The organism is Streptomyces sp. NPDC046862 (genome assembly GCF_040704615.1).
Classification (GTDB): domain Bacteria; phylum Actinomycetota; class Actinomycetes; order Streptomycetales; family Streptomycetaceae; genus Streptomyces.
The window spans coordinates 15181-40049 of record NZ_JBEYXP010000034.1; the positions used below are offsets into that span (position 1 = coordinate 15181).

A 24869-nucleotide genomic window follows, 5' to 3' on the forward strand; every position below is an offset into this window, starting at 1 on the left:
ATGCAGCAGCGCAAGCGATGGGCGGCGATCGTGTTCTGCGCGTTCGCCATCGTGCTCGGGCTGACGCACCCCCCGGCGCTGGCCACCCCCCAACAACGTCCAGCCGCTCCAGCGGAGTTCGACGTGCGCGACTACGGAGCCAAGGGTGGCGGCTCCACCAACGACACGCCCGCCATCAACAAGGCCATCACGGCGGCGAACGCGGCCGGCGGCGGCACGGTCCGCTTCCCGGCCGGACAGTACAAGTCCAAGAACACCATCCACATGAAGAGCGAGGTCACGCTCCAGGTCGACAAGGGCGCCACCCTCCAGGGCTCCAGCGCCGACACCTATGACCCGCCCGAGGACAACCCGTACGACGACTACCAGGACTACGGTCACAGCCACTTCCACAACGCGATGATCCACGGAGACCGCCTGACGAACATCGGCTTCGTCGGCGAAGGCGTCATCGACGGGCTGGGCAACCTCATCACCGGCACCCCGAAGTCCGGTGAGGCCGACAAGATCATCTCGCTGACCCGCTGTGACGGGCTGCGCATCGGCGACGGTCTCACCCTGCGCCGTGGCGGCCATTTCGCGGCCCTCATCAACGGCTGCAAGAACGTCACCTCGGACCGTCTGACCATCGACACCGCGAGTGACCGTGACGGCTGGAACATCATCTCCACGACGAACGTCACGATCACCAACGCCAGCATCAAGGCCAACGACGACGCGCTCGCCTTCAAGAGCGACTACGCGCTCGGCGCCAAACTCCCCAACGGCCACGTGCGCGTGAGCGATGCGTACCTGTCGGCGGTCTGCTGCAACGCCCTGATGTTCGGTTCCGAGACGTGCGGCGACTTCTCCGACTACCAGTTCGCGAAGATCCGCATCGAGGGCTCGAACAAGTCCGGGCTCGGCATGGTCTCCATGGACGGCGCGAAGATCTCCGACGTCCACTACCGCGACATCACCATGAGCAACGTCCACTCGCCGATCATGCAGAAGATCGGCACACGCAAGCGATGCGGCAACAACCCGGGTGTCGGTTCCATCAGCGACATCACCTACGACAACATCACGGCCACCGGTTCGAGTCCGTCGTTCAGCCCGACCCTGTGGGGCGAGAACGGCCACCGCATCAAGAACGTCACCTTCACAGGCGTCAACATCACCGTCCCCGGCGGCAACGGCACCATGTCCACCGGCGTGCCGAGCAACGACGCCACGGACTACAACCCGAAGAGCATCGGCACCCGGCCGGCGTACGGCTGGTACCTGCACAACGCGGACGACATCACCTTCGCCGACAGCTCCGTCAGGTTCGCGGCGAACGACGGCCGTCCGGCCGTCATCGCGAACGCGGCGAGCGGCATCCGCTTCGATCGCTTCACCGCCCAGCGCGGCAGCGACTCGCCCCATGACATGGGCTTCCAGCAGGTCACCGGGTACTGCCTGAAAGCCGGCCAGAACACGCAGGGCGGACCCCTGCGCGTGGCGGGCACAGGCTCCAGCGAGAACTGCGCCACGCGGACGGCAGCGGCGACACCGCGGGACCTGGACGACCCCCGCCAGGACTTCCTCCGCTCCTCCGTCGGCGGGCTCTTCCTGCACTGGGGCCAGCGCACCGCTCCCGCGCACACCAGCTGCACCGCCTGGGAGAACGACGTCACCGGCGGCGGCTGGACACCCGACTACTGGGTGAACGAGGCACGGAAGCTGCACACCCAGTACCTGGTTCTCGCCACCTTCCACAGCCGGCTCGGCTACGCCCGCCCCTGGCCCTCGAAGATCCCCGGCAGCTGCTCCACCAGGCGGGACTTCGTGGGCGAGCTGATCGCGGCCGCCAAGGCCAAGGGCCTGAAGGTCATCCTCTACATGACCGACGACCCCAAGTGGCACGACGAGGGCGGCCACGAGTGGCTCGACTCGGCCGCGTACTCCTCGTACAAGGGCAGGAGCGTCGACCTCACCACCCGCGACGGCTTCGGCGAGTTCAGCTACGACAACTTCTTCGAGGTCATGGACCGTTACCCCGACCTCGGCGGGTTCTGGATCGACAACGACAACGCGTACTGGGAGGACCACGACCTCTACCAGCAGATCCGGCAGAAGCGGCCGGACTACACCCTCAGCAACAACAACGAAGACACGCCGATCATGGACATGATCAGCAACGAGCAGAAGACGGGCATGTCGCCGTCGTACGACTACCCGCAGGCGATCTACACCGCCCAACCCCGCCTGACCGAGGCCGACTTCAAACTCCCGTCGACCGGTGCCTGGTGGTACGACGGCTCGAACCCGTCGGTCGACAGGATGCTCACCCTCGGCCGGCTCGTCACCAACGCGGGATCGTCCGTGAAGGCACTGATGGCCGAGACCGCGCAGGTGAACGGCAAGTTCCCCAGCAACCAGGCCGCCTTCAACAATTTCGCCGACTCCTACCTCGGCCCCGTCTGGGAGTCACTGCACGGCACCGAGGGCGGCGGCTACCTCTACGGCGGACTCAAACCGGGGTTCTGGAACGACGGCGCGCACGGAGTAACGACGGTCAGCAGGGCGAACCCCGACCTCCAGTACGTCCATGTGCTCACCCCGCCGTCCACCTCGACCCTGCGCATCCGCGACAACGGCTACCGCGTCAGGTCCGTCACCAACCTCCGTACCGGAGCGGCGGTTTCCTGGACGCAGTCCGGCGGAGTGCTCACCCTGAACGGACTCGGCGACTGGGACCCCTACGACACCGTCTTCAAGGTCACGACCGGCGGACGCCAGGGAATCCTGTCCGGCGTCAAGGTGAGCGCGAGCGCCTCGGCGAGCGGTCACGGAGCCACGGCCGCGGGTGACGGCGACTACCTGACCTACTGGGACAGCGACAAGACCCTGCCGGTCAGCCTCACCTTCGACCTCGGCTCCGCGAAGAAGGTGCAGTACATCGGGCTCAACCAGCGGGAGGACTCCGTCGCCTACGCCCGCTCCGACACCGAGCAGTCGGCGCGCGTCAAGGACTACAAGGTCTTCCTCAGCAACGACGGGTCGACCTGGGGGAGCGCGGTCAAGTCCGGACAGCTGCCGAGCCGTCGCGGCATCCAGGGTATCGACCTGACCGCCGCGAACGCACGCTACGTACGCCTCGAAGTCGACTCCACCTGGGCCGCGTCGAGCGACTCCACCCGCTCCAAGCGGCTGCGCGTCGACGAGGCCTGGATCGGCACCTCCTACGCCACTCCCGCATCCGCGCGCTCTGCGCACTCCGCGGACTCCGAGACCGGGGGACATTCATGACACGGATCAGATCACTCGTCCTCGCCCTGGCAGGGCTGCTGCTGGTGTCCGGTATCCCGCTCCTTGGCGGCGCGCACCCGGCCGCCGCCTCCGACAACGGGCAGTCCGCCCGCCCCGCCATGGGCTGGAGCAGTTGGAGCTTCGTGCGCCGGACGCCGACCGAGGCGAAGATCAAGGCCCAGGCCGACGCGCTGATCTCCAGCGGACTCAAGGACCACGGGTACGTGTACGTCAACCTCGACGACTTCTGGCAGAAGTGCGACTCCAACGGCTTCGTCGTCGACTCCTACGGCCGCTGGGCCGTCGACACCGCCAAGTTCCCCTCCGGGATCAAGGCGCTCGCCGACTACATCCACTCCAAGGGGCTGAAGTTCGGCTTCTACGTGACGCCGGGCATCGCCAAGAACGCGGTCACCAGGAACACGCCGATCGAGGGCACGTCGTACCACGCGAAGGACATCGCGGACACCTCGAAGACGGAGAAGAACTACAACTGCAAGAACATGTACTACATCGACTACGGGAAGCCGGGCGCGCAGGAGTTCGTCAACTCCTGGGCACGGCAGTTCGCTTCGTGGGGCGTCGACTACCTGAAGATCGACGGGGTGGGCAGCCACGACACCCCCGACGTCCAGGCCTGGGACAAGGCGCTGCGGGCGAGCGGCCGGCCCATCAACTTCGCGCTCTCCAACAACCTGCCGATCGCCGACGCGCCCACCTGGAAGAAACTGGCGAACAGCTGGCGCACCCAGGGAGACGTCGAGTGCTACTGCGGCCCGGGCGAGAACGGCAGCGGCTATCCGCTGACCGACTGGTCCCATGTCTCCGCCCGCTTCAACTCGGCCGCCTCCTGGCAGCCGTACGCGGGACCCGGCGGCTGGAACGACCTCGACTCGCTGGAGATCGGCAACGGCGACCAGGTGGGACTGACCGCCGACCAGCGCCGCTCGCACTTCACCCTGTGGGCGATGGCGGCCTCACCGCTGCTCCTCGGCACCGATCTGACGAAGCTCGACCCCGTCGACAAGGCCATGCTGACCAACGACCGGCTCATCGGTGTCAACCAGGACGGGGTCGCCGCCAAGCGCATCGTGAACAGCGGGGTCAAGCAGGTCTGGAGCAAGAAGGAGAGCGACGGTCAGTACGTCGTGGCGCTCTTCAACACCGGCACGTCCGGCAACACGACGGTCAGTGTCGACTGGTCGCAGGTCGGCTTCACCGGCTCCGGTGATGTCACCGACCTGTGGTCCGGCTCCCACAAGGGCACGATCACCGACTCCTACAGCGCGACGCTGCGGCCGGGCGAGACGCGGCTCATCCGGGTGAAGCCGGTGAACACGACGCTCAAGAGCGCTGCCGCGTCCCCCGGGATGGCCGTCGCCCCCTACGAGTACCTCGGCTGGGGCAGTCCGCAGAACCCCACCTCGGTGATGTCCGCGACCGGAGTCAAGTGGTTCACGCTCGCCTTCATCCTCTCCGACGGCACCTGCAACCCGAAGTGGGACGGCTCGCGGCCGCTGACCGGGGGCGACGACCAGTCGAAGATCAACGCGATCCGGGCGGCGGGCGGTGATGTGATCGTCTCCGTCGGCGGCTGGAGCGGCGCCAAACTCGGCGAGAAGTGCTCCAGTGCCTCGGCCCTCGCCGGTGCCTACCAGAAGGTGATCAACGCCTACGGCCTCAAGGTCATCGACATCGACATCGAGAACACCGAGTGGTCCAACGCCACGGTCCGGCAGCGGGTGATCGACGCGCTCAAGACCGTGAAGGCGAACAACCCCGGCCTGAAGACCATCATCACCTTCGGCACCACCACCAGCGGCCCGGACGCCACGGGCGTCGACATGATCAAGCGAGGCGCCGCCTCCGGTCTGGCGAACGACGTCTGGTGCATCATGCCGTTCGACTTCGGCGGCGGCAGCAGCAACATGGGCACGCTGACCACCCAGGCCATGGAGGGGCTGAAGGCGCGGGTCAAGTCGGCCTACGGATACAGCGACGCGGCGGCCTACGCGCACATCGGCCTGTCGTCGATGAACGGCAAGACCGATGTGTCCGGCGAACTGGTCCGCGTCGCGGACTTCAAGACCATGCTCGCCTACGCGCAACAGCACCACATCGCACGCCTCACCTACTGGTCCGTCAACCGCGACCGGGCCTGCGCCTCCGGCACCGACGGGGACGCCTGCAGCGGCGTGTCGCAACAGCCGTACGACTACCTCAAGGTCTTCGCCCAGTACACGGGCTGAGGAGACGGACGGGGCGCTGTACGGGGTCAGGCCCTGTACAGCGCGTCGACCTCCGCCCCGTACGCGTTCTCGATCGCCTTGCGCTTCAGTTTCAGGGACGGTGTGAGCAACCCGTGTTCCTCGGTGAACTGGTGGGCCAGGATCCGGAACGTGCGGATCGACTCGGCCTGCGACACCAGGGTGTTGGCCGCGACCACGGCCCGCCGCACCTCGGTCTCGAGGTCGGGGTCCCGCACCAGTTCCTGCGGGCTCAGGTGCGGCTTGTCGCGCATCTGCAGCCAGTGCTCCACGGCCTCCGAGTCGAGCGTGACGAGGGCCGCGATATACGGGCGGTCGTTGCCGACGACGATGCACTGGGCGACCAGCGGGTGGTCCCGTACCCGTTCCTCCAGGACGCCCGGCGAGACGCTCTTGCCGCCGGAGGTCACCAGGATCTCCTTCTTGCGCCCGGTGATGGTGAGGTAGCCGTCCTCGTCGAGCGAGCCGAGGTCGCCGGTGGCCAGCCATCCGTCGTGCAGCGTCTCGTCGGTGGCCTTCTGGTTGTTGAGGTAGCCCTGGAAGACGTTCTCGCCGTGCAGCCAGATCTCGCCGTCGTCCGCGATGTGCACGGTCATGCCCGGGATGGGCTGGCCGACGGTGCCGTACCGGGTCTTGCCGGGCGGGTTGGCGGTCGCGGCCGCGGTGCACTCGGTGAGGCCGTACCCCTCGTAGATGAAGACGCCCGCGCCCGCGAAGAACAGGCCGAGTCGCCGGTCCATCGCCGAGCCGCCCGACATGGCGTGGCGCACGCGTCCGCCCATCGCGGCCCGGATCTTGGAGTAGACGAGCTTGTCGAAGATCTGGTGCTGCATCCGCAGGCCGGCCGACGGCCCCGGCCCGATGCCCCAGGCCTTCGCCTCCACGGCGTCCGCGTAGTTCACGGCTATCTCGACGGCCTTCTCGAACGCGCCGGACCTGCCCTCCTTCTCGGCCTTGCGGCGTGAGGCGTTGAAGACCTTCTCGAAGATGTACGGCACGGCCAGGAAGAACGTCGGCCGGAAGGCGGCCAGGTCGGGCAGCAGAGCCGCCGCGTTGAGCTGGGGCTGGTGACCGAACTTGACCTTCCCGCGGATCCCGGCGACCTGCACCATGCGCCCGAAGACGTGGGCGAGCGGCAGGAACAGCAGGGTCGCCGCCTGGTCGCCCTTCTTGGAGTGGAAGAGGGGCTCCCACTTCTGGATGACGGTGTCCGCCTCGAACATGAAGTTCCCGTGGCTGATGACACAGCCCTTGGGGCGGCCGGTGGTGCCCGACGTGTAGATGATCGTCGCGGTCGACTCGGGTGTGACCGCGCGCCGGTGCCGGTGCACCACGTCGTCGTCGAGGTGCGCGCCCGCCTCGTACAACTCGTGCACGGCGCCCACGTCGAGCTGCCACAGCTTGTGCAGCATCGGCAGCCGGTCGACGACCGTGGCGACCGTCATCGAATGGTCCTCGTGCTCGACCATGATGGCCGACACCTGCGCGTCGTGCAGCATCCAGAAGACCTGCTCGGCGGAGGACGTGGGGTAGATGGGGACGACCTGGGCGCCGATGGACCACAGCGCGTAGTCGAAGAGCGTCCACTCGTAGCGCGTACGGCACATGATGGCGACCCGGTCGCCGAACCGGATCCCCTGCGCGAGGAGTCCCTTGGCGAGGGCGAGCACCTCGTCGCGGAACTCGGCGGAGGTGACGTCGCGCCACCGCCCCTGCTCGTCCTTGCGGCCGAGCGCGACGTAGAGCGGGTCGTCCTGGGCGTACTCGTAGACGACGTCGGCCAGACCGCCCACCGGCGGCGCCGACGCCAACGGAGGGTTGGTGAACTCGCGCAATCCCGCTCCTCGTGGCGTCCCCCACAGCGCCGTGAAAGCTACCTCACCTGCGGACGGGGCGGGAGGGGTGATGGAACGTGCCAATAGGACGGCTTCGCCCCTGGACAGCCTGAAGGAATGGTCATCAGCGGGGATGATCCGGACAGAACTCCCTACGGGGGAGTAAGTTTCGATCCCGTAATCTCCACCGAATCTGTACGACGCGATTACGGTGTGCGCCGGTGCGAGTACGCATCCGGAATCTTTGCTTCCGCGCGCTGGTGGTGACCCGGCGTCACCGCCGTTGGGGCCGGGGCACGCCGCTTCGGTACCCGGCCCCCACGGTGGTCAGTCGCGTGGCACCGCGACCTCCTCAGCCGGTGCGTGCCCCCGGGCGACGACCTGCGCGGCCCGCGGTGACCGCACCGACACCAGTACCAGCGCACCGGCCACCGCCGCCGTCACACCCGCCGTCACCGACGCCGCGTTCAGCCCGGACGCGAACGCCGCCCGCAGCGCGTGCTCGGAGAACGCGCCCCGCAGCGCGCCCGCGCCCCCGCCGGCCAGTGTGTGCGCGGCGTCGCCCGGCAGCGACTCCCGCATGCGCGAGGTCAGGACGGTGCCGAACACGGCCACCCCGAGCGCGTACCCGAGCTGCCGCGCGGTGTTCACGGCGCCACCCGCCATGCCGGCCCGCTCCTGCGGTACGGCGGCCAGCGCGGCCCCCGCGATCGCTGGCGACAGCAGCCCGGTGCCGATCCCGACCAGCACCAGCCCCGGCACGAGCGCCGTCCAGTCCGCCCCCGCGTCCAGCACCGCCTGACCGCACGCCCCCGCCCCGACCAGCAGCAGCCCGCCGCCGATCGTCCAGCGCGCGGGCGCCCCGTGCAGCAGTCGCCCGCCGAGGACCGCGACCACCATGGCCGCGCCGGTCACCGGCAGCAGCACGAGCCCCCCGCGCACCGGGCTCATGCCCTGCACCGTCTGCAACCAGATCGACAGGTACGGGGTCACCCCGAACGCCGTCCCGCTGAAGGCGAACGCGCCCACCAGCACACCCACGAACGCGGGCCGGCGCAACAGGGACAGGTCCAGCAGCGGGTGCGCGGCACGCCGCTCCACAGCCACGAAAGCGCCCAGGGCGAGCGCGGCGAGCACGAACGCGGCCACGGCGCCGGCCGACGTCCAGCCCTCCTCACCGGCCCGCACCACGCCGTACGTCACGGCCCCCGCGAAGCAGGCGAACGCCACCGTCCCCGCCCGGTCGACCCTCTCCCACGCCCGGCTCCGCCCGGCCGAAGGGGCCGCCGCCCCCTGCCGGCCCCGGGACTCCGGCACCCTGCGCAGCGTCAGCCAGACCGCGGCGAGGCTCACCGGCAGGTTGACGAAGAAGATCCACCGCCAGCCGGGCCCGTCGGTCAGCACACCTCCGAGCACCGGCCCGACCGCGGCGGCGCCCCCGCTCACCGCGCCCCACACACCGAGCGCCACCGACCGCTGCCGCCCCTGGTAGACGGAGCCCAGCAGGGGCAGCGTGGTCGCGAACATCGCGGCGGCGCCCACCCCCTGCAGGGCCCGCGCCGCCACCAGCGTCCCCGGCCCGGACGCCAGCCCGCACAGCAGCGACGCGACGGCGAACAGCACCACGCCCACCACGTGGACCCGCCGCCGCCCCACGACGTCCGCCGCCGCGCCGACACCCAGCAGCAGCGCGGCGAGCGCGAGCGCGTAGCCGTCGACGACCCACTGCAGATCACTGAGCGAGGCGTCCAGCGCCCGCGCCATGTCCGGCAGCGCGACCACCACGATCGTCACGTCCAGCAGCAACATGAACGTGCCCAGGCACACGGCCGTGAGCGGTCCCCATGTGCGCATATCCATACGCATGTCCGTACGCATGTCCTCGGATCCCCTCCCGAGTCGGAACGCGCGGCCGCCGACTCGGCCGCGCCTGCCTCCGTACGATGAGCTGTAATGGACGATCAGCATCGCTGCCCGCTCGCTGCCGCCGGAATCCGACAGGATCTGACCTCATGACGCTGGAATCCCCCACAGTCGACGCGCTCGATCTGCGCCTGCTCGCCGCCCTGGAGGTGGACGGACGCGCCCCCTTCAGCCGGATCGGAGCGGTCCTCGGTGTCTCCGACCAGACCGTGGCCCGCCGCTACCGCAGGCTGTGCGCCGAGGCCGGGCTGCGGGTCGTCGCCGTCCGGGACGCCCAGCGCCTCGGCCAGGACCAGTGGACGCTCAGGCTGCGCTGCGCCCCCGACGGAGCCGAACCCATCGCTCAGGCGCTCGCCAGACGCCCGGACACCAACTGGATCGGGCTCGCCTCGGGCGGCACCGAGATCGTCTGCATGACCCGCCCGCGCAGCCCAGGTGACCACGACGACCTCCTGCTCGGCAAGCTGCCGCGCACCCCGCGCCTCGTGGAGATCCGCGCCCACCAGTTCCTGCACCGCTTCTTCGGCGGGCCGACGGGCTGGGCGAGCAAGTTCGGCGTACTCACGGACGACGAGACCGCCGCCCTGCGCCCCGGCCCCGTGGCCACCACGGGACCCGCCCGCATCGACCCGGAGGACGAGCCCCTGGTCGCCGCCCTGGAACGCGACGGCCGGGCCGCCTACCCGGAGCTCCAGCGCGCCACCGGCCGCTCCGAGTCGGCCGTCAAGCGCCGTCTCTCCGGCCTGCTCGCGTCGGGAGCCGTCTACATCGACGTCGAGTACCACAAGGAGATCGTCGGCCACCACCGTGCGGCGGCACTGTGGATCACCGCCGAGCCCGCCCGGCTCCAGAACGTCGGCGAGGCCCTCGCGACGCACGACGAGGTCGCCTACGCCGCCGCGACCGCGGGCCCCTCCAACATCTTCGTGACCGTGGTCGTCCGTGACACGGCGCACCTGTACGCCTACCTGAGCCGGACGATCGGCTCGCTCGACGGAGTCCGGCACGTGGAGACGACTCCGTACCTGCGCAGCGTCAAACAGCTCACGTACCCGCAGTCGCGCTGAGGTCCGGCCGGAGTCGGCACGGAACCCCGGGGCGTCAGTCCCGCCGCCCCCGCCGCCCCCGGTGCAGACGGTCCCCGCCGGACAGGATCGACGCCGCCAGCGCGTCCGCCGCTCCCTGTGCCGAGCCGTGCCGCCGCCCGTGGACGACGACGAAGTCGACCTCGCCCAGCTCGGGCAGGCCCGCCCGGTCGGGCACCCGGACCAGGCCCGGCGGCACCAGCCCGTGCGAGTGCGCCATCACGCCGAGGCCCGCGCGGGCCGCCGCGATCAGTCCGTTGAGGCTGCCGCTCGTGCACGCGACGCGCCAGGCGCGGCCCTCGCGCTCCAGCGCCTCCAGGGCCAGCGCCCGGGTGATGCCCGGCGGCGGGTACACGATGAGCGGCACCGGACGGTCGGGGTCGAGACGCAGCCGCTCCGCGCCGATCCACACCAGCCGGTCGTGCCAGACGAGTTCGCCGCGCGGGTCCTCGGGGCGCCGCTTGGCCAGCACCAGGTCGAGCTTGCCGGCGGCGAGTTGCTCGTGCAGGGTCCCCGACAGCTCCACCGTCAGCTCCAGGTCCACCTCGGGGTGGTCGCTGCGGAAGCGCTCCAGGATCTCCGGGAGCCGGGTCAGCACGAAGTCCTCCGACGCGCCGAAGCGCAGCCGGCCGCGCAGCCGGGTCCCCGCGAAGAACGCCGTCGCCTGCTCGTGCACCTCCAGGATCCGGCGCGCGAACCCGAGCATGGCCTCGCCGTCCTCCGTCAGCTCCACGGAATGGGTGTCCCGCGAGAACAACTGCCGTCCGGCGGCGTCCTCCAGACGGCGCACGTGCTGGCTGACCGTGGACTGGCGCAACCCGAGGCGGCGGGCGGCCTGCGTGAAGCTCAGCGTCTGGGCCACCGCGAGGAAGGTGCGCAGATGGGAGGGGTCGTACATGCCCATGACTCTAACGCGGTCATCGCGAAACGCGATGACAGTCAGAGTGGTATGACGGATTCCCGATCGCGGTGATCAGGAGGACGATGGAGAGGGCACGCTCCGGGCCCGAGACGATCGGCCCGGGACGATCAGAACCCAGCACGTACTGAACCCAGCACGTACAGAACCCAGCACGTACTGAACCGAGCACCACGTACAGAACCGAGCAAGTGGAGCACCGTGAAACGCCTGCAGTGGCCCAGTTGGCTGCCGATCGACCCGTACATCCTGCTGTTGCTGGGGACGGTGGGGATCGCGGCTCTCCTCCCGGCCCGGGGCACCGCCGCCGACGTCGCCTCGGGCGCGTCCACGGCGGCGATCGCCTTCCTGTTCTTCCTCTACGGCGCCCGCCTGTCCACCCGTGAGGCACTCGACGGGCTGAAGCACTGGCGGCTGCACGTCACCGTGCTCGTCTGCACCTTCGTGATCTTCCCGCTGCTCGGCCTCGCCGCCCGCGCGCTCGAACCGGTGTTCCTGACGCACTCCCTCTACATCGGCCTCCTGTTCCTCACCCTCGTGCCGTCGACCATCCAGTCGTCCATCGCGTTCACGTCGATGGCGCGTGGCAACGTGCCCGCCGCGATCTGCGCGGGCTCGTTCTCCTCCCTCGCCGGCATCGTCATCACGCCGCTGCTGGCGGCGAGCCTGCTCGGCAGCAGCGCGGGCGGGTTCTCCACGGACTCGCTCGTGGAGATCGTGCTGCAGCTGCTGGTGCCGTTCGTCGCCGGGCAGGTCGCGCGCCGCTGGATCGGCCGCTTCGTCACCCGGCACAAGAAGGTCCTCGGCCTCGTCGACCGCGGCTCGATCCTCCTGGTCGTCTATGTCGCGTTCAGCGAGGGCATGGTGCAGGGCATCTGGCACCAGGTCAGCCCCGTGCAGCTGGCGGGCCTGCTGGTCGTCGAGGCGGTGCTGCTCGCGGTGATGCTGACGCTCACCTGGTACGGCGGCAAGGCTCTCAGGTTCAGCCGTGAGGACCGGATCGCGATCCAGTTCGCGGGCTCGAAGAAGTCCCTCGCCTCCGGACTGCCCATGGCGAGCGTGCTCTTCGGCGCGCAGGCCTCCCTCGCCGTCCTGCCGCTGATGCTCTTCCACCAGATGCAGCTCATGGTGTGCGCGGTCATCGCCAAGCGCCGCTCCCACGACCCGGTGGAGCCGGAGCTCACCCCGGAGCGAGACGGAGCGACACGAACCGCGGTCGGTACAGCGACACGTTCCGGCTGAGGTTCGCCTGCGCCGACGCGGCGTTCTCGTCCAGCCAGTTGACGTCGTAGCTGAGCACGAGCCGGCCGCCGCCGCCGCTCAGTGCCGGGTGGGCCTGCGGGTTGTACGCCGCCACGTCACCCTCGGGCAGCGGCGCGCCGAAGCCCTTCGCGGGGCCGTGCCAGGGGCCCGTGGGCGCGCAGGACCAGTACGAGGTGACCGTGGTCAGACCCCGGGTGCCCGCGGCCATGGTGAACAGCACATACGTACGGCCGTCCCGCACCACCGTGAACGCGCTGCCCACGCCCCTGCGCCGCCCGTCCCCGAGCACCGGCTCCGGCCGGCCGCGCACCGCCCACCGGCCGCCGTCCCAGTACTCCCACGCACCGGGCTCGCCCAGCCTGCCGCGCGGCACCCGGGCCACGTACGCCTGCGACACCGGGCGGGAGGCGGCCTGCGCGTCGTTCCCGCCGAAGACGTACGTCCAGTCGCCCGCGTCGACGGCCGTCGTCCCGAACAGCACCCGCCGGGCCGGGTCGGCGACCGACCGCTGGTCCAGGACCGTCGTGACGCCCTCGAGCCGCAGACCGGGCAGCGAGAGCGTGGCGACCTCGGTGGCCGTGGGCACGCCGTAGATCCACGGGGCCTGACCCTCCGTACGCGTCCACAACAGCACCCGCACCACCTTCTCCGACGAGCCGGGGGAGCGGGCCTCGACACGTGCCGCGACCGGCCAGCGCCACTGCTGCGGACCCGGGTCCGGGAAGACCGGAGTGGGCAGCGTGGACAGCACTCGGCCCGAACGCGACATCACCACCGCCGAGTTGCGCACGAGCGGCGTCGAGGCGTCCCGCCACGCGACGGACTCGCCGACCGGGTTGGGCGGCCCGTGCACCTGGCCGAGATACGTGTCCGAGAACAGCCACAGCACCCGCCCGTCCGGCAGCCGCACCGAGTGGGTGCCGTCGCCGCCGGTCCAGTCGTCGGTGCGCGTGCCGTCGTCGCCGTACCGGGCGAACTCGCCCGTGAGCGCGCCGTCCGCGCTCCAGGACCGGACCGTACGGGCCGCGCAACGGCCGCCGCCCTCCCGGTCGTCCGGGAGGGCGGTGAGCAGCACGGCCGCGAGGACCAGCGCCAGCAGGAGTCCCAGGCCGGTCCCCGTCCGCCGTCGTGCTCGTGCGTCGTCGGGCACGGACCGGACGTTAGTGGTCCTTGTTCACCCGGTCCATGGGCAGCCACAGGATCGAGCCGCGGGTCGTCGTGACCGCCGTGCTCTGCTTGCGCAGGCCGGCCAGCTCGTCGTCACCGAGCGCCCGGTCGTAGACGCGCACGTCGTCGATCGCCCCACTGAAGTACGCGCGGCTGTCCAGCTTCTGCCCTATGTGTATCCCGAACGGCGAGTTCCGGCTGACCGACCCGGCCACGTCCGCCGTACTGACGGCCGTCCCGTCGATGAACAGCGTGAGCTCGCCGCCACCGCGTCGCAGCGCGAGGCGGTGCCACTGGCCGTCGTTGTAGGCGCCCGTGGTGCGCACGGACGCCGACCTGGGAGCCGAGGCCCCGTCCCGCACGGTGATCAGGCCCTGGATCCGGTCCGACGCCGGCTCGCCGCGCAGCCACACCTGCGGCTGGGTCGTTCCGACACCGCCCATCCACAGCAGTGGCTGCTCACCGGTCGTGGCCGAGTAGCGGAACCACAGGGACGCGGTGAAGTCCTTCGCCCCGAGCGGCAGCCGCGGACTGTACGGCAGACGTACGGCGTCGTCGGTGCCGTCGAACTCGATCGCGCCCCCGAACACGCCACGCGTCGCGCGGGCCCCGCCGAGCACCAGCGCGGACCTCGCCCCCGGAGCCTTGTCGGCCGTGGTCGGGTCCGGGCCGCGGCGCGGCTGCAGCCAGTCCTCGGTGAAGCGGGCGAAGCGGATCTCGTCACGGGCGTCGACGGCGCCGCCCTCGTACATCAGCCCCACGGTGTCCTCGGCGATGGCCACCATGTCGGAGTAGCCGGACCAGTCCGTGGTGACGACCGTGCCGCGGTCCACGCCGTCCCAGGTGCGGCCGCCGTCGTAGGAGGAGCGGATCATCATCGTCCGGCGGCGGTCCGGGTCGCCCGGGCAGGCGATCAGCAGCCGGTTCCCGAGGCGGAGCGAGGAGGCCTGCACCTGTGGTGTGTAGAAGTCGGGCAGGGTCCGGAAGGAGGAGTCGAAGCTGTCACCTCCGTCGCTGCTGACGGTCTGGGTGCGATGACCGAGGTCGGTCCCGTCCTGTTCGCGTCCGCTGACGAAGACCGAACCGTCCTGGCGCTCGGTGAGCGTCAGCTCGGAGGGCTTCTGGCGGAACGTTCCGTCGTCCGCGATCGGCCACGAGTCCGTGGCGCCGATCCTCCAGTGCTCGCCACCGTCGTCGCTGACGATGAGCGCGGCGTGGTTGGCGCTGACGCGGGTGCCGTTCCAGGTCTCGGTGTTGACGCCGAAGACGAGCCGGCCGGCGTGCTTGCCGCGGGTGAGCTGGATGCCGTGCACCGGCCCGGTGGCGTACCAGGAGTTCCAGTGCGACGGCAGGATCTCGTCACTCAGGTCGCGCGGCTCGGACCAGGTGAGGCCGTCGTCGTCGCTGTACTGCAGGTGGGGGGTGCGGTCGCAGGGGATCTGGCAGCTGCCGCTGTCCGTGCGGCCCGTGTTGTACGTCTCGGCGAGGAGGATGCGGCCGGTCTCGCGGTCCACGAGGGGCGCGGGGTTGCCGTGGGTGTCGCCCGCGCCCTCGGTGACGACCTGGAGCGGGCCCCAGGTGCGGCCGCCGTCGGTGGAACGCTTGACCACGATGTCGATGTCGGCCGCGTCCCCGCAGTTGAGCACGCGGCCCTCGGCGAACGCCAGCAGCGTGCCCTTGGCGGACTTCACGATCGCCGGGATCCGGAAGCAGGCGTAGCCCGGGTCCTGCGAGGCCTTGAAGAGGATCTGCTGGTCGAACTGCCCGGCCGTGGGTTCCGGGTCGGTCGCCGCCGTCGCCGCTTCGGCGCTCGCCGGCCCCGGCGACACGAGTAACGCGACCAGGGCGAGCACCGCGGTGACCGCGGACGTGACGAGTGATCTGAGACGTGCACGGTGACTTGACGGCATGGCGCGGCCCGCCCTTCATGCGTCGTGACAAACAGGACATCGGACATCCCACGTCCAACGTGCAGGGCCACAGACGCTACTTCGCACGCATGTGCCTCACAAGGGGTGCGCCGCCATGGCGGTGACGCGGGGTCAGGGCAGCAGAACCACCTTGCCGAGGTTGCTCCGCGACTCGATCGCCTCATGGGCCCTCGCCGCGTCCTCCAGCGCGAACGTCCCGTGCACGGCGGGCCTCAGCCTTCCCTCCCCGAACAGCTCCCACAGCTCGCGTCGCCACCGCTCGTACAGCTCCGGCCGCTCGCGCGCGATCCCCGCCATCTGGAAGCCGGTGACCGTCCTGGCGCCCACGAGGAGGTCGTACGCCTGGATGGTCCCGCCGCCCGAGCTGTACGCCACGAGCCGGCCGCCGGGTGCGACCGCGGCGAGGGCCGGACCGAGCAGGTTCCCGCCGACGGCGTCGAGCACGTAGTCGACGGGGGTGCCCAGGTCGTCGTACGTGACCACCTCGTCGGCGCCCAGGGCCCGGACGAAGTCCGCCTTCCTCGCGTCCGACACGGCCCCGACCGCCCGCGTCGCCCCGCGCACCCGCGCGAGCTGGATCGCGAGGTGGCCGACGCCACTGGCCGCCGCCGTCACAAGGGCCGACTCGCCGGGCTCAGGGTGGGCCGCCTCCAGGGCGCCGAGCGCGACCAGCCCGCTCCGCACGAGCGCGACGGCGTCGACGGCGCTCGCGTCCCCGGGTACGGGGGAGGCCATGGCCTCCTTCAGCAGCGCGAAGTCGGCGTAGCCGTGTCCGAAGCACAGGCCGGTGACACGGTCGCCGGCCTGGAAGCGCGTGACGCCCGGGCCCGTCGCCACCACCTCGCCGGCGATCTCACCGCCGAGCGGTATCGCCTCGAGGGCTTCCGTCACCTTGCGTACGACGGGGAGCGTCACTCCGACGGCCTCCGCGCGGACGAGGAGTTCACCGGGTCCGGCGGCCGGGACGGGAACCTCCTCCAGGAACAGTGGGCCATTGGCCTGTTCGTACCGGACGCGACGCATCGAACCTCCACGGGTTCCAGGGGGTAGGTCGTTGGGACTCCCAATGATTATCACGTGTTCGTTGGGAGTCCCAACGGTTTTTCGGTACGGTGGCCCCATGTCCGCCGAAGCCTCGCTGCCCGCGATCCGCTCCCTCGCCAGCTGGCTGCTCGGCCGTGCGGCCGCCCGGGGCCGTGCCCTGGTCGCCGAGGCGCTCGCCGCGGAGGGCATGAAGATGTGGCACCACGTCGTGCTCTCCGCGGTCCGTGACCTCGCACCCGTCGCCCAGGCCGACCTGGGCCGCGGTGTCCGGCTCGACCCCAAGGACCTGGTCGGGATCCTGAACGACCTCCAGGCCGCCGGGCTGGTCGTGCGCGCGCCCGACCCCGCCGACCGCCGCAAGAACGCGGTGTCCCTCACCGACGAGGGCGCCCGGCTGCTGGGGCGCTGCGAACGGGTGGCACGGGCCGCGAACGACGAACTGCTGTCCCCGCTGACCATGGCGGAACGCGAGCAGTTCATGGGCTTGTTGATCCGGATTTCCGGTACGGACGGCTGATGCGGGCTAGCGTTCCGTCATGACCCCACCGGACACCGAGCCCCGCCTCGCCCTGGATCCGTCGCGCACCGCGCTCGTGCTCGTCGACCTGATGGACCGCATCGTCGGGCTGCCCCTGGAACCCCGTAAGGGAACCGACGTCCTCGTCGCCGCCGAGGAACTGGCGAGCACCTTCCGCTCCGAGGGCGCCCTCGTCGTACTCATCCGTGTCGAGCGGTCCGGTGCCGTGGAACAGCCGCCCGGCAGCGGGCTGGTCGCCGGCCTCGCCCGGGACGGCGACATCGAGATCGTGAAGCGGACCATCGGCGGCTTCCAGGGCACCGACCTGCACGAGCGGCTGCGCGAGCGCGGCATCACCACCCTCGTCTTCGGCGGCATCGCCACCAACCTCGGCGTCGAGTCCACCGCCCGCGCCGCCGGCGACCTCGGCTACGACCTCGTCTTCGTGGAGGAGGCGATGGCCGCGTTCACGTCCGCCGAGCACGAGGCGTCGGTGCGGCTGGACTTCCCGCGGCTGGGGACGGTGGTGGAGGCTGCGGATGTCCACTTCACCGTGGGCTGAGCCATCGGGGTGAGCCCGAGCGCGAGTGAGCCGAAGGGGCGCGCCGGTGTCGAGAAGCCGACCGCGCGGAGGCCCCGACGAAGGAGGGGCTGAGCACGGTCGGCTTCTCGACACCGGCTGGAGCGCCCCGGAGGCGAACCGAGCCTGAAAAATACGACGGGGCCCCTGCGGCGCAGGGGGCGCTCCCCGCCGACCGGGGCCCCGCCGCCGTGTCGCGGGGAGCCGGTCAACCCTGGGTGGCCGCGGCCCGCAGGGTGATGCGGTCCTCGCCCGCGTACACGTTCATGGAGGAGCCCCGCAGGAAGCCGACGAGCGTCAGGCCCGACTCCAGGGCCAGGTCGACCGCCAGCGACGACGGAGCCGACACTGCCGCGAGCACCGGTATGCCCGCCATCACCGCCTTCTGCGCGAGCTCGAAGGAGGCGCGGCCCGACACCAGCAGGATCGTGCGGGACAGCGGGAGCGCGCCGTTCTTCAGCGCACGCCCCACCAGCTTGTCCACCGCGTTGTGGCGGCCCACGTCCTCCCGTATGTCGAGGAGCTCGCCGTCCTCACTGAAGAGGGCCGCCGCGTGCAGGCCCCCGGTCCGGTCGAAGACCCGCTGGGCCGCGCGCAGCCGGTCGGGGAGATCCGCGAGCAGCTCGGGATCGACACGGACCGGGGGAGCTTCACCACCGTGGGTGTCGTCGATGGGCCAGCGGGCCGTCGTACGCACCGCGTCCAGCGACGCCTTCCCGCACAGCCCGCAGGACGACGTCGTGTACACGTTGCGTTCGAGGGTGAAGTCCGGCAGGGCGACGCCGGGGTCCGTCCGCACGTCCACCACGTTGTACGTGTTCGAACCGTCCGCCGTCGCCCCCGCGCAGTACACGATGTTCTGCAGGTCCTTCCGCTCCGCCAGCACCCCCTCGCTCACCAGGAAGCCCGCCGCCAGCGCGAAGTCGTCGCCCGGCGTGCGCATCGTGATCGCGAGGGGCTTGCCGTTGAGCCGGATCTCCAGGGGTTCCTCGGCGACGAGCGTGTCCGGGCGGGTGGACACCGCCCCGTCCCGGATGCGGATCACCTTGCGTCGTTCCGTGACTCGTCCCATGTCCGTCCCGTGTCCGTCCCGTGTGCCGATCGGTCCTGTCAGTCCCGGTTCTGTCAGTCCCGGTTCTGTACGTGCTGGTAGCCGAAGCGCCCCTTGATGCACAGGTTGCCGTGGGTCACCGGGTTGTCGTGCGGCGAGGTGACCTTCACGATCTCATTGTCCTGTACGTGCAGAGTGAGGTTGCAGCCCACTCCGCAGTACGCGCAGACGGTCGTCGTCTCCGTCTGCGCGGACTCGTCCCACGTACCCGCCGCGCGCATGTCGAACTCCGACTTGAAGGAGAGCGCGCCCGTCGGGCACACCTCGATGCAGTTCCCGCAGTACACGCAGGCCGAGTCGGTGAGCGGCGCGTCGTGCTCGACGGCGATCCGGGCGTCGAAGCCGCGCCCCACGACGGAGATCGCGAACGTGTTCTGCCACTGGTCGCCGCACGCGTCCACGCACTTGTAGCAGAGGATGCACTTGTCGTAGTCGCGGACGTAGAGGTCGTTGTCGATCTTCGGTTCCTCGTTCAGCCGGGCCGCGTCCGGGCCGAAACGGTCCGGTTTCGCCTCGTACTCCTTGATCCACTCGGCGACCCGCGGGGTCGTCGACAGGTCGACCGAGGACGCGAGCAGTTCGAGCACGATCTTGCGGCTGTGACGGGCCCGCTCGGTGTCGGTACGGACCTCCATGCCGGGCTCGGCCCTGCGGGAACAGGCCGGGACGAGCGTCCTGGCCCCCTCGACCTCGACCACGCAGACCCGGCAGGCGTTCTTGGGGGTGAGGGTGTCGCCCTCGCAGAGGGTCGGCACGTCCTTGCCCGCGGCCCGGCAGGCGTCGAGGATCGTCGAGCCCTCGGGAGCGCGCACGGGCTCCCCGTCGATGGTGAATTCGAGCAGGCGCCGCGGCACTCCGAGCGGTATCACGGTCATTCGTACGCCCCCAGACGGTCGATGGCGGATTCCACGGCGTTCCACGCGGTCTGGCCGAGACCGCAGATCGAGGCGTCCCGCATGGCCCGGCCCACCTCCCGCAGCAGGGCGATGTCGCCGGCCGCGTCGGCTCCCGTACGCCCGGCGATCCGGTGCAGCGCCTCCTCCTGCCGCACGGTGCCCACCCGGCAGGGCACGCACTGACCGCACGACTCGTCGCGGAAGAACTCGGCGATGCGCAGCAGCAGACGGGGGAGCGGCACGGTGTCGTCGAACGCCATCACGACTCCAGAGCCGAGCGTGGTGCCGGCCTCGCGCGTGCCCTCGAAGGTGAGCGGGATGTCCAGCTCGTCGGGCCGTACGAAACCGCCCGCCGCGCCGCCCAGCAGCACCGCCCGCAGCCGCTCCCGCACCCCGGCCAGCTCCAGCAGCTCGCCCAGTGTCGCACCGAAGGGCAGCTCGTAGATGCCGGGGCGGTCGACGCTGCCGGACACGCAGAACAGCTTGGGGCCGGTGGACCTGCCCGTGCCGATCGCCGCGTACGCCGGTGCTCCCATGGTCAGGATGGGCAGGACGTTGACGAGGGTCTCGACGTTGTTCTCGGCAGTGGGCTTGCCGAAGAGTCCCTTCTCCACGGGGAAGGGCGGCTTCGAGCGCGGCTCGCCCCGGTAGCCCTCGATGGAGTTGAACAGCGCGGTCTCCTCACCGCAGATGTACGCGCCCGCCCCGCGCCGGATCTCGATGTCGAAGGCGTACCCCTGGCCGAGGACGTCGTCGCCGAGCAGTCCGCGGGCGCGGGCCTGCCCTATGGCGTGGGTGAGCCGGTCCAGTGCTCGCGGGTACTCGCCGCGCAGGTAGAGGTACCCCTTGTGCGCCCCGGTCGCGTACCCCGCGATCGTCATCGCCTCGACGAGCGCGTACGGGTCTCCCTCCATGACGACCCGGTCCTTGAACGTGCCCGGCTCCGACTCGTCCGCGTTGCACACCAGGTAGTGCGGGTGGTCCGGCTGGGACGCGGTGGCCTGCCACTTGCGTCCCGTGGGGAACGCGGCCCCGCCCCGTCCGACCAGCCCCGAGTCGGTGACCTCCCGGATGACCCCGGCGGGGCCGAGCGCGAAGGCCCTGCGGAGCGCCGTGTAGCCGCCGTGGGCGCGGTAGTCGTCGAGGCTGAGGGGGTCGACGAGGCCGATGCGGCGCAGGAGGACCAGGCCGTCCTGGCCGGCTTGGGGGACGGCCAGGGCGGGGGATGGTTCGGCAGGGGCCGTCTCGGGGGCGGTGGCGGCGAGGATGGTGGCGTCGGGGGTGGCGGGGGCGACGACTGCGGTGGCCTGGGAGGGATGCCGCCGCCGGGCTGGTATTTCAGCCCCTCCGGCGTTTGAGGAGCGGGGGTCCGGGGGCCGGCCCCCGGGGACGGGGTCGAAGGGGCGGAGCCCCTGGGGGACGGGACGGGTAGGGGCGGCGAGGGCGACACCCTCCCCCTGCTCTGCCGCACCCGCCCGCACCACCAACGCCGCCGGAGCCCTCTCGCACAACCCCAGACACGGACTCCGCTCCACCGACACACCGCTGCCGGGCCCCAGCCGAGCCTCCACCCCCGCGCACAACTCCGCCGCCCCCACCGCCGCACACGCGAGATCCGTGCACACGTGCAGCACCGTCGCGGGACGCGGACGCACCGAGAACATCGAGTAGAACGTCGCCACCCCGTACGCCTCCGCCGGCGGCACCGTCAACCGCCGGCACAGGTAGTCCAGCGCACCCTCGCTGATCCACCCCACCCGGTCGTTGATCGCGTGCAACCCCGGCAACAGCAGATCACGGCGGTCCCGCGCCTCCCGCCCACCCCGCGCCCACCGCAGGTCGGCGTCGGAACGATCGGCGCCCTCCCAGGAGGACTCCGGCGGGCCGAGCAACGCGTCGACCGCCTCCCGTTCGTCGTCCGTCGGCTTGCTGTCACCGAAGTGCAGATCCATGTCCTGTCTCAGCTCCTCACGGCCGTGACGGGCAGCTTCTCGATCCGGATCGCCGACGCCTTGAACTCCGCCGTGCCCGCGATCGGGCAGTTCGCCTCGATCGTCAGCTGGTTGGTGTCCACCTCGTCGGGAAAGTGCATGGTCATGAAGGCGAGCCCGGGCCGCAGCGCCGTGTCGACCCACACCGGCGCCACCACGGAGCCGCGCCGCGAGGACACCCGGACCTCCTCACCGACCACCACCCCGTACCGCTCGGCGTCCTCCGGACACAGCTCCACGTACTCCCCACGCCGCAGCGGCGAGGCGAAACCCCCGCTCTGCACGCCGGTGTTGTAGGAGTCGAGCCGTCGACCGGTGGTGAGCCTGATCGGGAACTCCTCGTCCGTCAGGTCCACCGGCGGATCGTGCTGGACGAGTCCGAAGGGCGCGAGCCGGCCCCGCCGCTCGGGGTCCGGCTCCCACAACCGGCCGTGCAGGTAGGTCGGTTCCAGCCCGTCCGTGTCCGGGCACGGCCACTGGATGCCCTGGTGCTCCTCCAGGCGGTCGTACGTCATCCCGTAGTGGTCCGGCGACACCGACCGCAGCTCGTTCCAGACGGCCTCGGCGTCCGCGTACTTCCACTCGTGGCCGAGGCGCGCCGCCAGGTCGCAGATGATGTCGATGTCCTCGCGGGCCTCACCGGGCGGGGTGACGGCCTTGCGTACACGCTGAACCCGCCGCTCGCTGTTCGTCGTCGTGCCGTCCGTCTCCGCCCAGCCGGCCGTCGCGGGCAGGATCACGTCCGCCAACGACGCCGTTTTCGTCAGGAAGATGTCCTGGACCACGAGGAAGTCCAGCTCCCGCATACGCCGTACGGCCTGCTCGCTGTCCGCCTCCGACTGCGCCGGGTTCTCCCCGATGCAGTAGACGGCGCGCAGCGTGCCCTCCTCCATGGCCTCGAACATCTCCGTCAGGTTCAGCCCGTAGCGCGGCTGGATGACGGTGTCCCACGCCGACTCGAACTTCAGCCGGGTGTCCGCGTCGAGGATGTCCTGGAAGCCCGGCAGCCGATTCGGGATGGCACCCATGTCGCCGCCGCCCTGCACGTTGTTCTGTCCGCGCAGGGGCTGCAGCCCGGCGCCGTAGCGACCCACGTGGCCGGTCAGCAGGGACAGGTTGATCAGCGCCCGTACGTTGTCCGTGCCGTTGTGATGCTCGGTGATGCCGAGCGTCCAGCACAACTGGGCCCGCTCGGCACGGGCGTACGCGTGCGCCAGGTCGCGGATCGCGGCGGCCGGGACGCCCGTCACCTTCTCGGCGAGCGACAGGGTCCAGGGCTCGACCAGTTCCCTGTACTCCTCGAAGCCCGTCGTCGCGCGCTCGATGAACGCCGTGTTCGCCAGGCCCGCGTGGATGATCTCCCGCCCGATCGCGTGGGCCATCGGGATGTCCGTGCCCACGTTCAGACCGAGCCAGCTCTCCGCCCACTCGGCGGTGGACGTGCGGCGCGGGTCGACGGCGTACATCCGGGCGCCGTTCCTGATCCCCCTCAGCACGTGCTGGAAGAAGATCGGGTGCGCGAAACGGGCGTTGGAGCCCCACATCACGATCAGGTCGGTGTGTTCGACCTCCTCGTACGACGACGTCCCGCCACCGGAGCCGAAGGCGGCCGACAGTCCGGCGACGCTCGGGGCGTGGCAGGTGCGGTTGCAGGAGTCGACGTTGTTGGTGCCCATGACCACGCGGGCGAACTTCTGCGCCACGTAGTTCATCTCGTTGGTCGCGCGGGCGCAGGAGAACATCCCGAACGCGCCGCGCGCCGCGCCCAGGCCACGGGCGGCCCGATCGAGGGCCTCCTCCCAACTCGCCTGCCGGAACGGCTCGTCGCGCGAGTCCCTGACGAGCGGATGGGTGAGCCGGGTGTAGGTCTTGGGGGTCCGGTCGCGTTTCCTGGTACGGCGTTCTTCAGCCTTCATGCGGCGCTCCTCAGCGCGAGCAGGTCCGAGATGGCGTGGACGGTGCGCAGTGTGGGCACCTCGACGCCGGTGATCTCCGCCAACTCGACGACTGCCGCGAGGAGTACGTCGAGTTCGAGCGGCTTGCCGCGCTCCAGGTCCTGGAGTGTGGACGTGCGGTGGTCGCCGACGCGTTCGGCGCCGGCGAGACGGCGCTCGATGGAGACGCCCACCTCGCAGCCCAGCGCCTCGGCGACGGCCAGCGTCTCGGTCATCATGATCTCGATGACCCTGCGGGTGCCGCCGTGCAGGCACATCTGCCGCATGGTGGCGCGGGCCAGCGCGCTGATCGGGTTGAACGAGATGTTGCCCAGCAGCTTGAGCCAGATGTCGTTGCGCAGGTCGGGCTCCACCGGGCACTTCAGGCCGCCCGCCGTCATGGCCTCGCTGAACGCCCGGCAGCGGGCAGAGATCGTACGGTCGGGCTCGCCGACGGAGAACCGGGTGCCTTCGAGGTGGCGTACGACTCCCGGTCCGGCGAGCTCTGTCGCCGCGTAGACGACACACCCGATGGCCCGTTCGGGCGCGATCACCGCACTGACCGCGCCGTCGGGGTCCACGCTCTCGACACGGTGCCCTTCGTGGGGGCCGCCGTGCCGGTGGAAGTACCACCAGGGGATGCCGTTCTGGGCGGCCACCACCGCCGTCGTGTCCTGGAGCAGGGGCTCGATCAGCGGCCCGCACGCCGCGTACGAGTTGGCCTTCAGGCCCAGGAAGACGAAGTCGACCGGGCCGATCGCGGCCGGGTCGTCGGTGGCGCCCGGGTGCGCCGTGAAATCGCCGCGCGGGCTGAGCACCCGCACTCCGTGCTGCCTCATGGCCGCCAGATGCGGTCCACGGGCGACGAGATGCACGTCGGCGCCCGCACGATGCAGGGCCGCGCCGACGTAGGCGCCGATGGCTCCGGCGCCGAGAACTGCGACTTTCATACGAGGGAGCTCCGTTCGGTCGAGGGTACCGAGGAACTGTCGAACTCTGTCGACGAAATATTGTCTACAGTATGGAACTTGCCGCAGCAAGGCTTCGCGCACCAACTCGCCGCCCCTGGCCGTGCCGCCCCGCCCCGTCGCGGCCCGCCTCCCACGACGCCCATGGGAACCACGGGCCTTGGT

17 protein-coding genes are annotated in these 24869 nt (G+C 70.7%); 6 read left to right on the top strand and 11 right to left on the bottom strand.

All coding sequences use genetic code 11. From position 1 onward, the window contains the following. Both AB0959_RS32045 and AB0959_RS32050 read left to right on the top strand, forming a co-directional pair. Complete coding sequence (locus AB0959_RS32045) at positions 1–3273, top strand: glycosyl hydrolase family 28 protein (RefSeq protein WP_366830181.1); 3273 nt, start codon at positions 1–3, stop codon at positions 3271–3273. Beyond that, entirely contained in the window at positions 3270–5522 is a 2253-nt protein-coding gene (locus AB0959_RS32050) for an alpha-galactosidase (protein WP_366830182.1), read from the top strand. Before AB0959_RS32045 ends, AB0959_RS32050 begins: the two co-directional genes overlap by 4 nt. 26 nt (positions 5523–5548) lie before the next feature. Here AB0959_RS32050 and AB0959_RS32055 read toward each other — a convergent pair whose 3' ends face one another. Further along, positions 5549–7375 carry an AMP-dependent synthetase/ligase gene (locus tag AB0959_RS32055; protein WP_366830183.1) on the bottom strand — a complete coding sequence of 609 codons (1827 nt, stop codon included), beginning with the start codon at positions 7373–7375 and terminating at the stop codon, positions 5549–5551. Positions 7376–7702: 327 nt separating this feature from the next. Then, a complete protein-coding gene (locus AB0959_RS32060; protein WP_366830264.1) occupies positions 7703–9229 on the bottom strand; it encodes an MFS transporter in 1527 nt (508 codons plus the stop codon). 158 nt (positions 9230–9387) lie between these two features. On the opposite strand from AB0959_RS32060, the gene AB0959_RS32065 reads away from it, so the two are divergent. Further along, positions 9388–10365 carry an AsnC family transcriptional regulator gene (locus AB0959_RS32065; RefSeq protein ID WP_366830184.1) on the top strand — a complete coding sequence of 326 codons (978 nt, stop codon included), beginning with the start codon at positions 9388–9390 and terminating at the stop codon, positions 10363–10365. Between the two features lie 34 nt (positions 10366–10399). Here the strand turns inward: AB0959_RS32065 and AB0959_RS32070 are convergent, their stop codons facing one another. Next, the gene (locus tag AB0959_RS32070) at positions 10400–11281 is read right to left on the bottom strand and encodes a LysR substrate-binding domain-containing protein (RefSeq protein WP_366830185.1); all 882 of its coding nucleotides are present in this window, start codon (positions 11279–11281) and stop codon (positions 10400–10402) included. A 222-nt stretch (positions 11282–11503) separates the two neighbouring features. On the opposite strand from AB0959_RS32070, the gene AB0959_RS32075 reads away from it, so the two are divergent. After that, entirely contained in the window at positions 11504–12544 is a 1041-nt protein-coding gene (locus tag AB0959_RS32075) for a bile acid:sodium symporter family protein (RefSeq protein ID WP_366830187.1), read from the top strand. On the opposite strand, the gene AB0959_RS32080 is transcribed toward AB0959_RS32075, so the two are convergent. The 3 genes from AB0959_RS32080 to AB0959_RS32090 form a co-directional block, all read right to left on the bottom strand. After that, the gene (locus AB0959_RS32080; protein WP_366830188.1) at positions 12483–13715 is read right to left on the bottom strand and encodes a hypothetical protein; all 1233 of its coding nucleotides are present in this window, start codon (positions 13713–13715) and stop codon (positions 12483–12485) included. The genes AB0959_RS32075 and AB0959_RS32080 overlap by 62 nt on opposite strands. A 10-nt stretch (positions 13716–13725) precedes the next feature. Then, on the bottom strand, positions 13726–15642 hold the full coding sequence (locus AB0959_RS32085; RefSeq protein WP_366830189.1) for a sialidase family protein: 1917 nt from the start codon (positions 15640–15642) through the stop codon (positions 13726–13728). Positions 15643–15774: 132 nt separating this feature from the next. Further along, positions 15775–16686: a zinc-binding dehydrogenase gene (locus AB0959_RS32090; RefSeq protein WP_366830190.1), complete on the bottom strand. Its 912-nt coding sequence runs from the start codon at positions 16684–16686 to the stop codon at positions 15775–15777. A gap of 97 nt (positions 16687–16783) precedes the next feature. Between AB0959_RS32090 and AB0959_RS32095 the strand changes: the two genes are divergently transcribed. After that, positions 16784–17224: a MarR family winged helix-turn-helix transcriptional regulator gene (locus AB0959_RS32095; RefSeq protein WP_366830191.1), complete on the top strand. Its 441-nt coding sequence runs from the start codon at positions 16784–16786 to the stop codon at positions 17222–17224. A gap of 19 nt (positions 17225–17243) precedes the next feature. Beyond that, a complete protein-coding gene (locus AB0959_RS32100; RefSeq protein ID WP_366830192.1) occupies positions 17244–17786 on the top strand; it encodes an isochorismatase family protein in 543 nt (180 codons plus the stop codon). A 226-nt stretch (positions 17787–18012) separates the two neighbouring features. Here AB0959_RS32100 and fdhD read toward each other — a convergent pair whose 3' ends face one another. Genes fdhD through AB0959_RS32125 form a run of 5 tightly spaced genes read right to left on the bottom strand, consistent with a single transcriptional unit; the run spans position 18013 to position 24686 of the window. Continuing rightward, positions 18013–18876 (bottom strand): formate dehydrogenase accessory sulfurtransferase FdhD, encoded by an 864-nt coding sequence (gene fdhD / locus AB0959_RS32105; RefSeq protein WP_366830193.1) that lies wholly within the window; start codon positions 18874–18876, stop codon positions 18013–18015. Positions 18877–18929: 53 nt separating this feature from the next. Next, a complete protein-coding gene (locus AB0959_RS32110) occupies positions 18930–19790 on the bottom strand; it encodes a 2Fe-2S iron-sulfur cluster-binding protein (protein ID WP_366830194.1) in 861 nt (286 codons plus the stop codon). Further along, a complete protein-coding gene (locus AB0959_RS32115) occupies positions 19787–21763 on the bottom strand; it encodes an NAD(P)H-dependent oxidoreductase subunit E (RefSeq protein WP_366830195.1) in 1977 nt (658 codons plus the stop codon). Before AB0959_RS32115 ends, AB0959_RS32110 begins: the two co-directional genes overlap by 4 nt. Before the next feature lie 8 nt (positions 21764–21771). After that, on the bottom strand, positions 21772–23718 hold the full coding sequence (locus AB0959_RS32120) for a molybdopterin-dependent oxidoreductase (protein ID WP_366830196.1): 1947 nt from the start codon (positions 23716–23718) through the stop codon (positions 21772–21774). Continuing rightward, complete coding sequence (locus AB0959_RS32125; RefSeq protein WP_366830197.1) at positions 23715–24686, bottom strand: 2-dehydropantoate 2-reductase; 972 nt, start codon at positions 24684–24686, stop codon at positions 23715–23717. The genes AB0959_RS32120 and AB0959_RS32125 overlap by 4 nt, the downstream gene beginning before the upstream one ends. Positions 24687–24869: the final 183 nt, after the last annotated feature.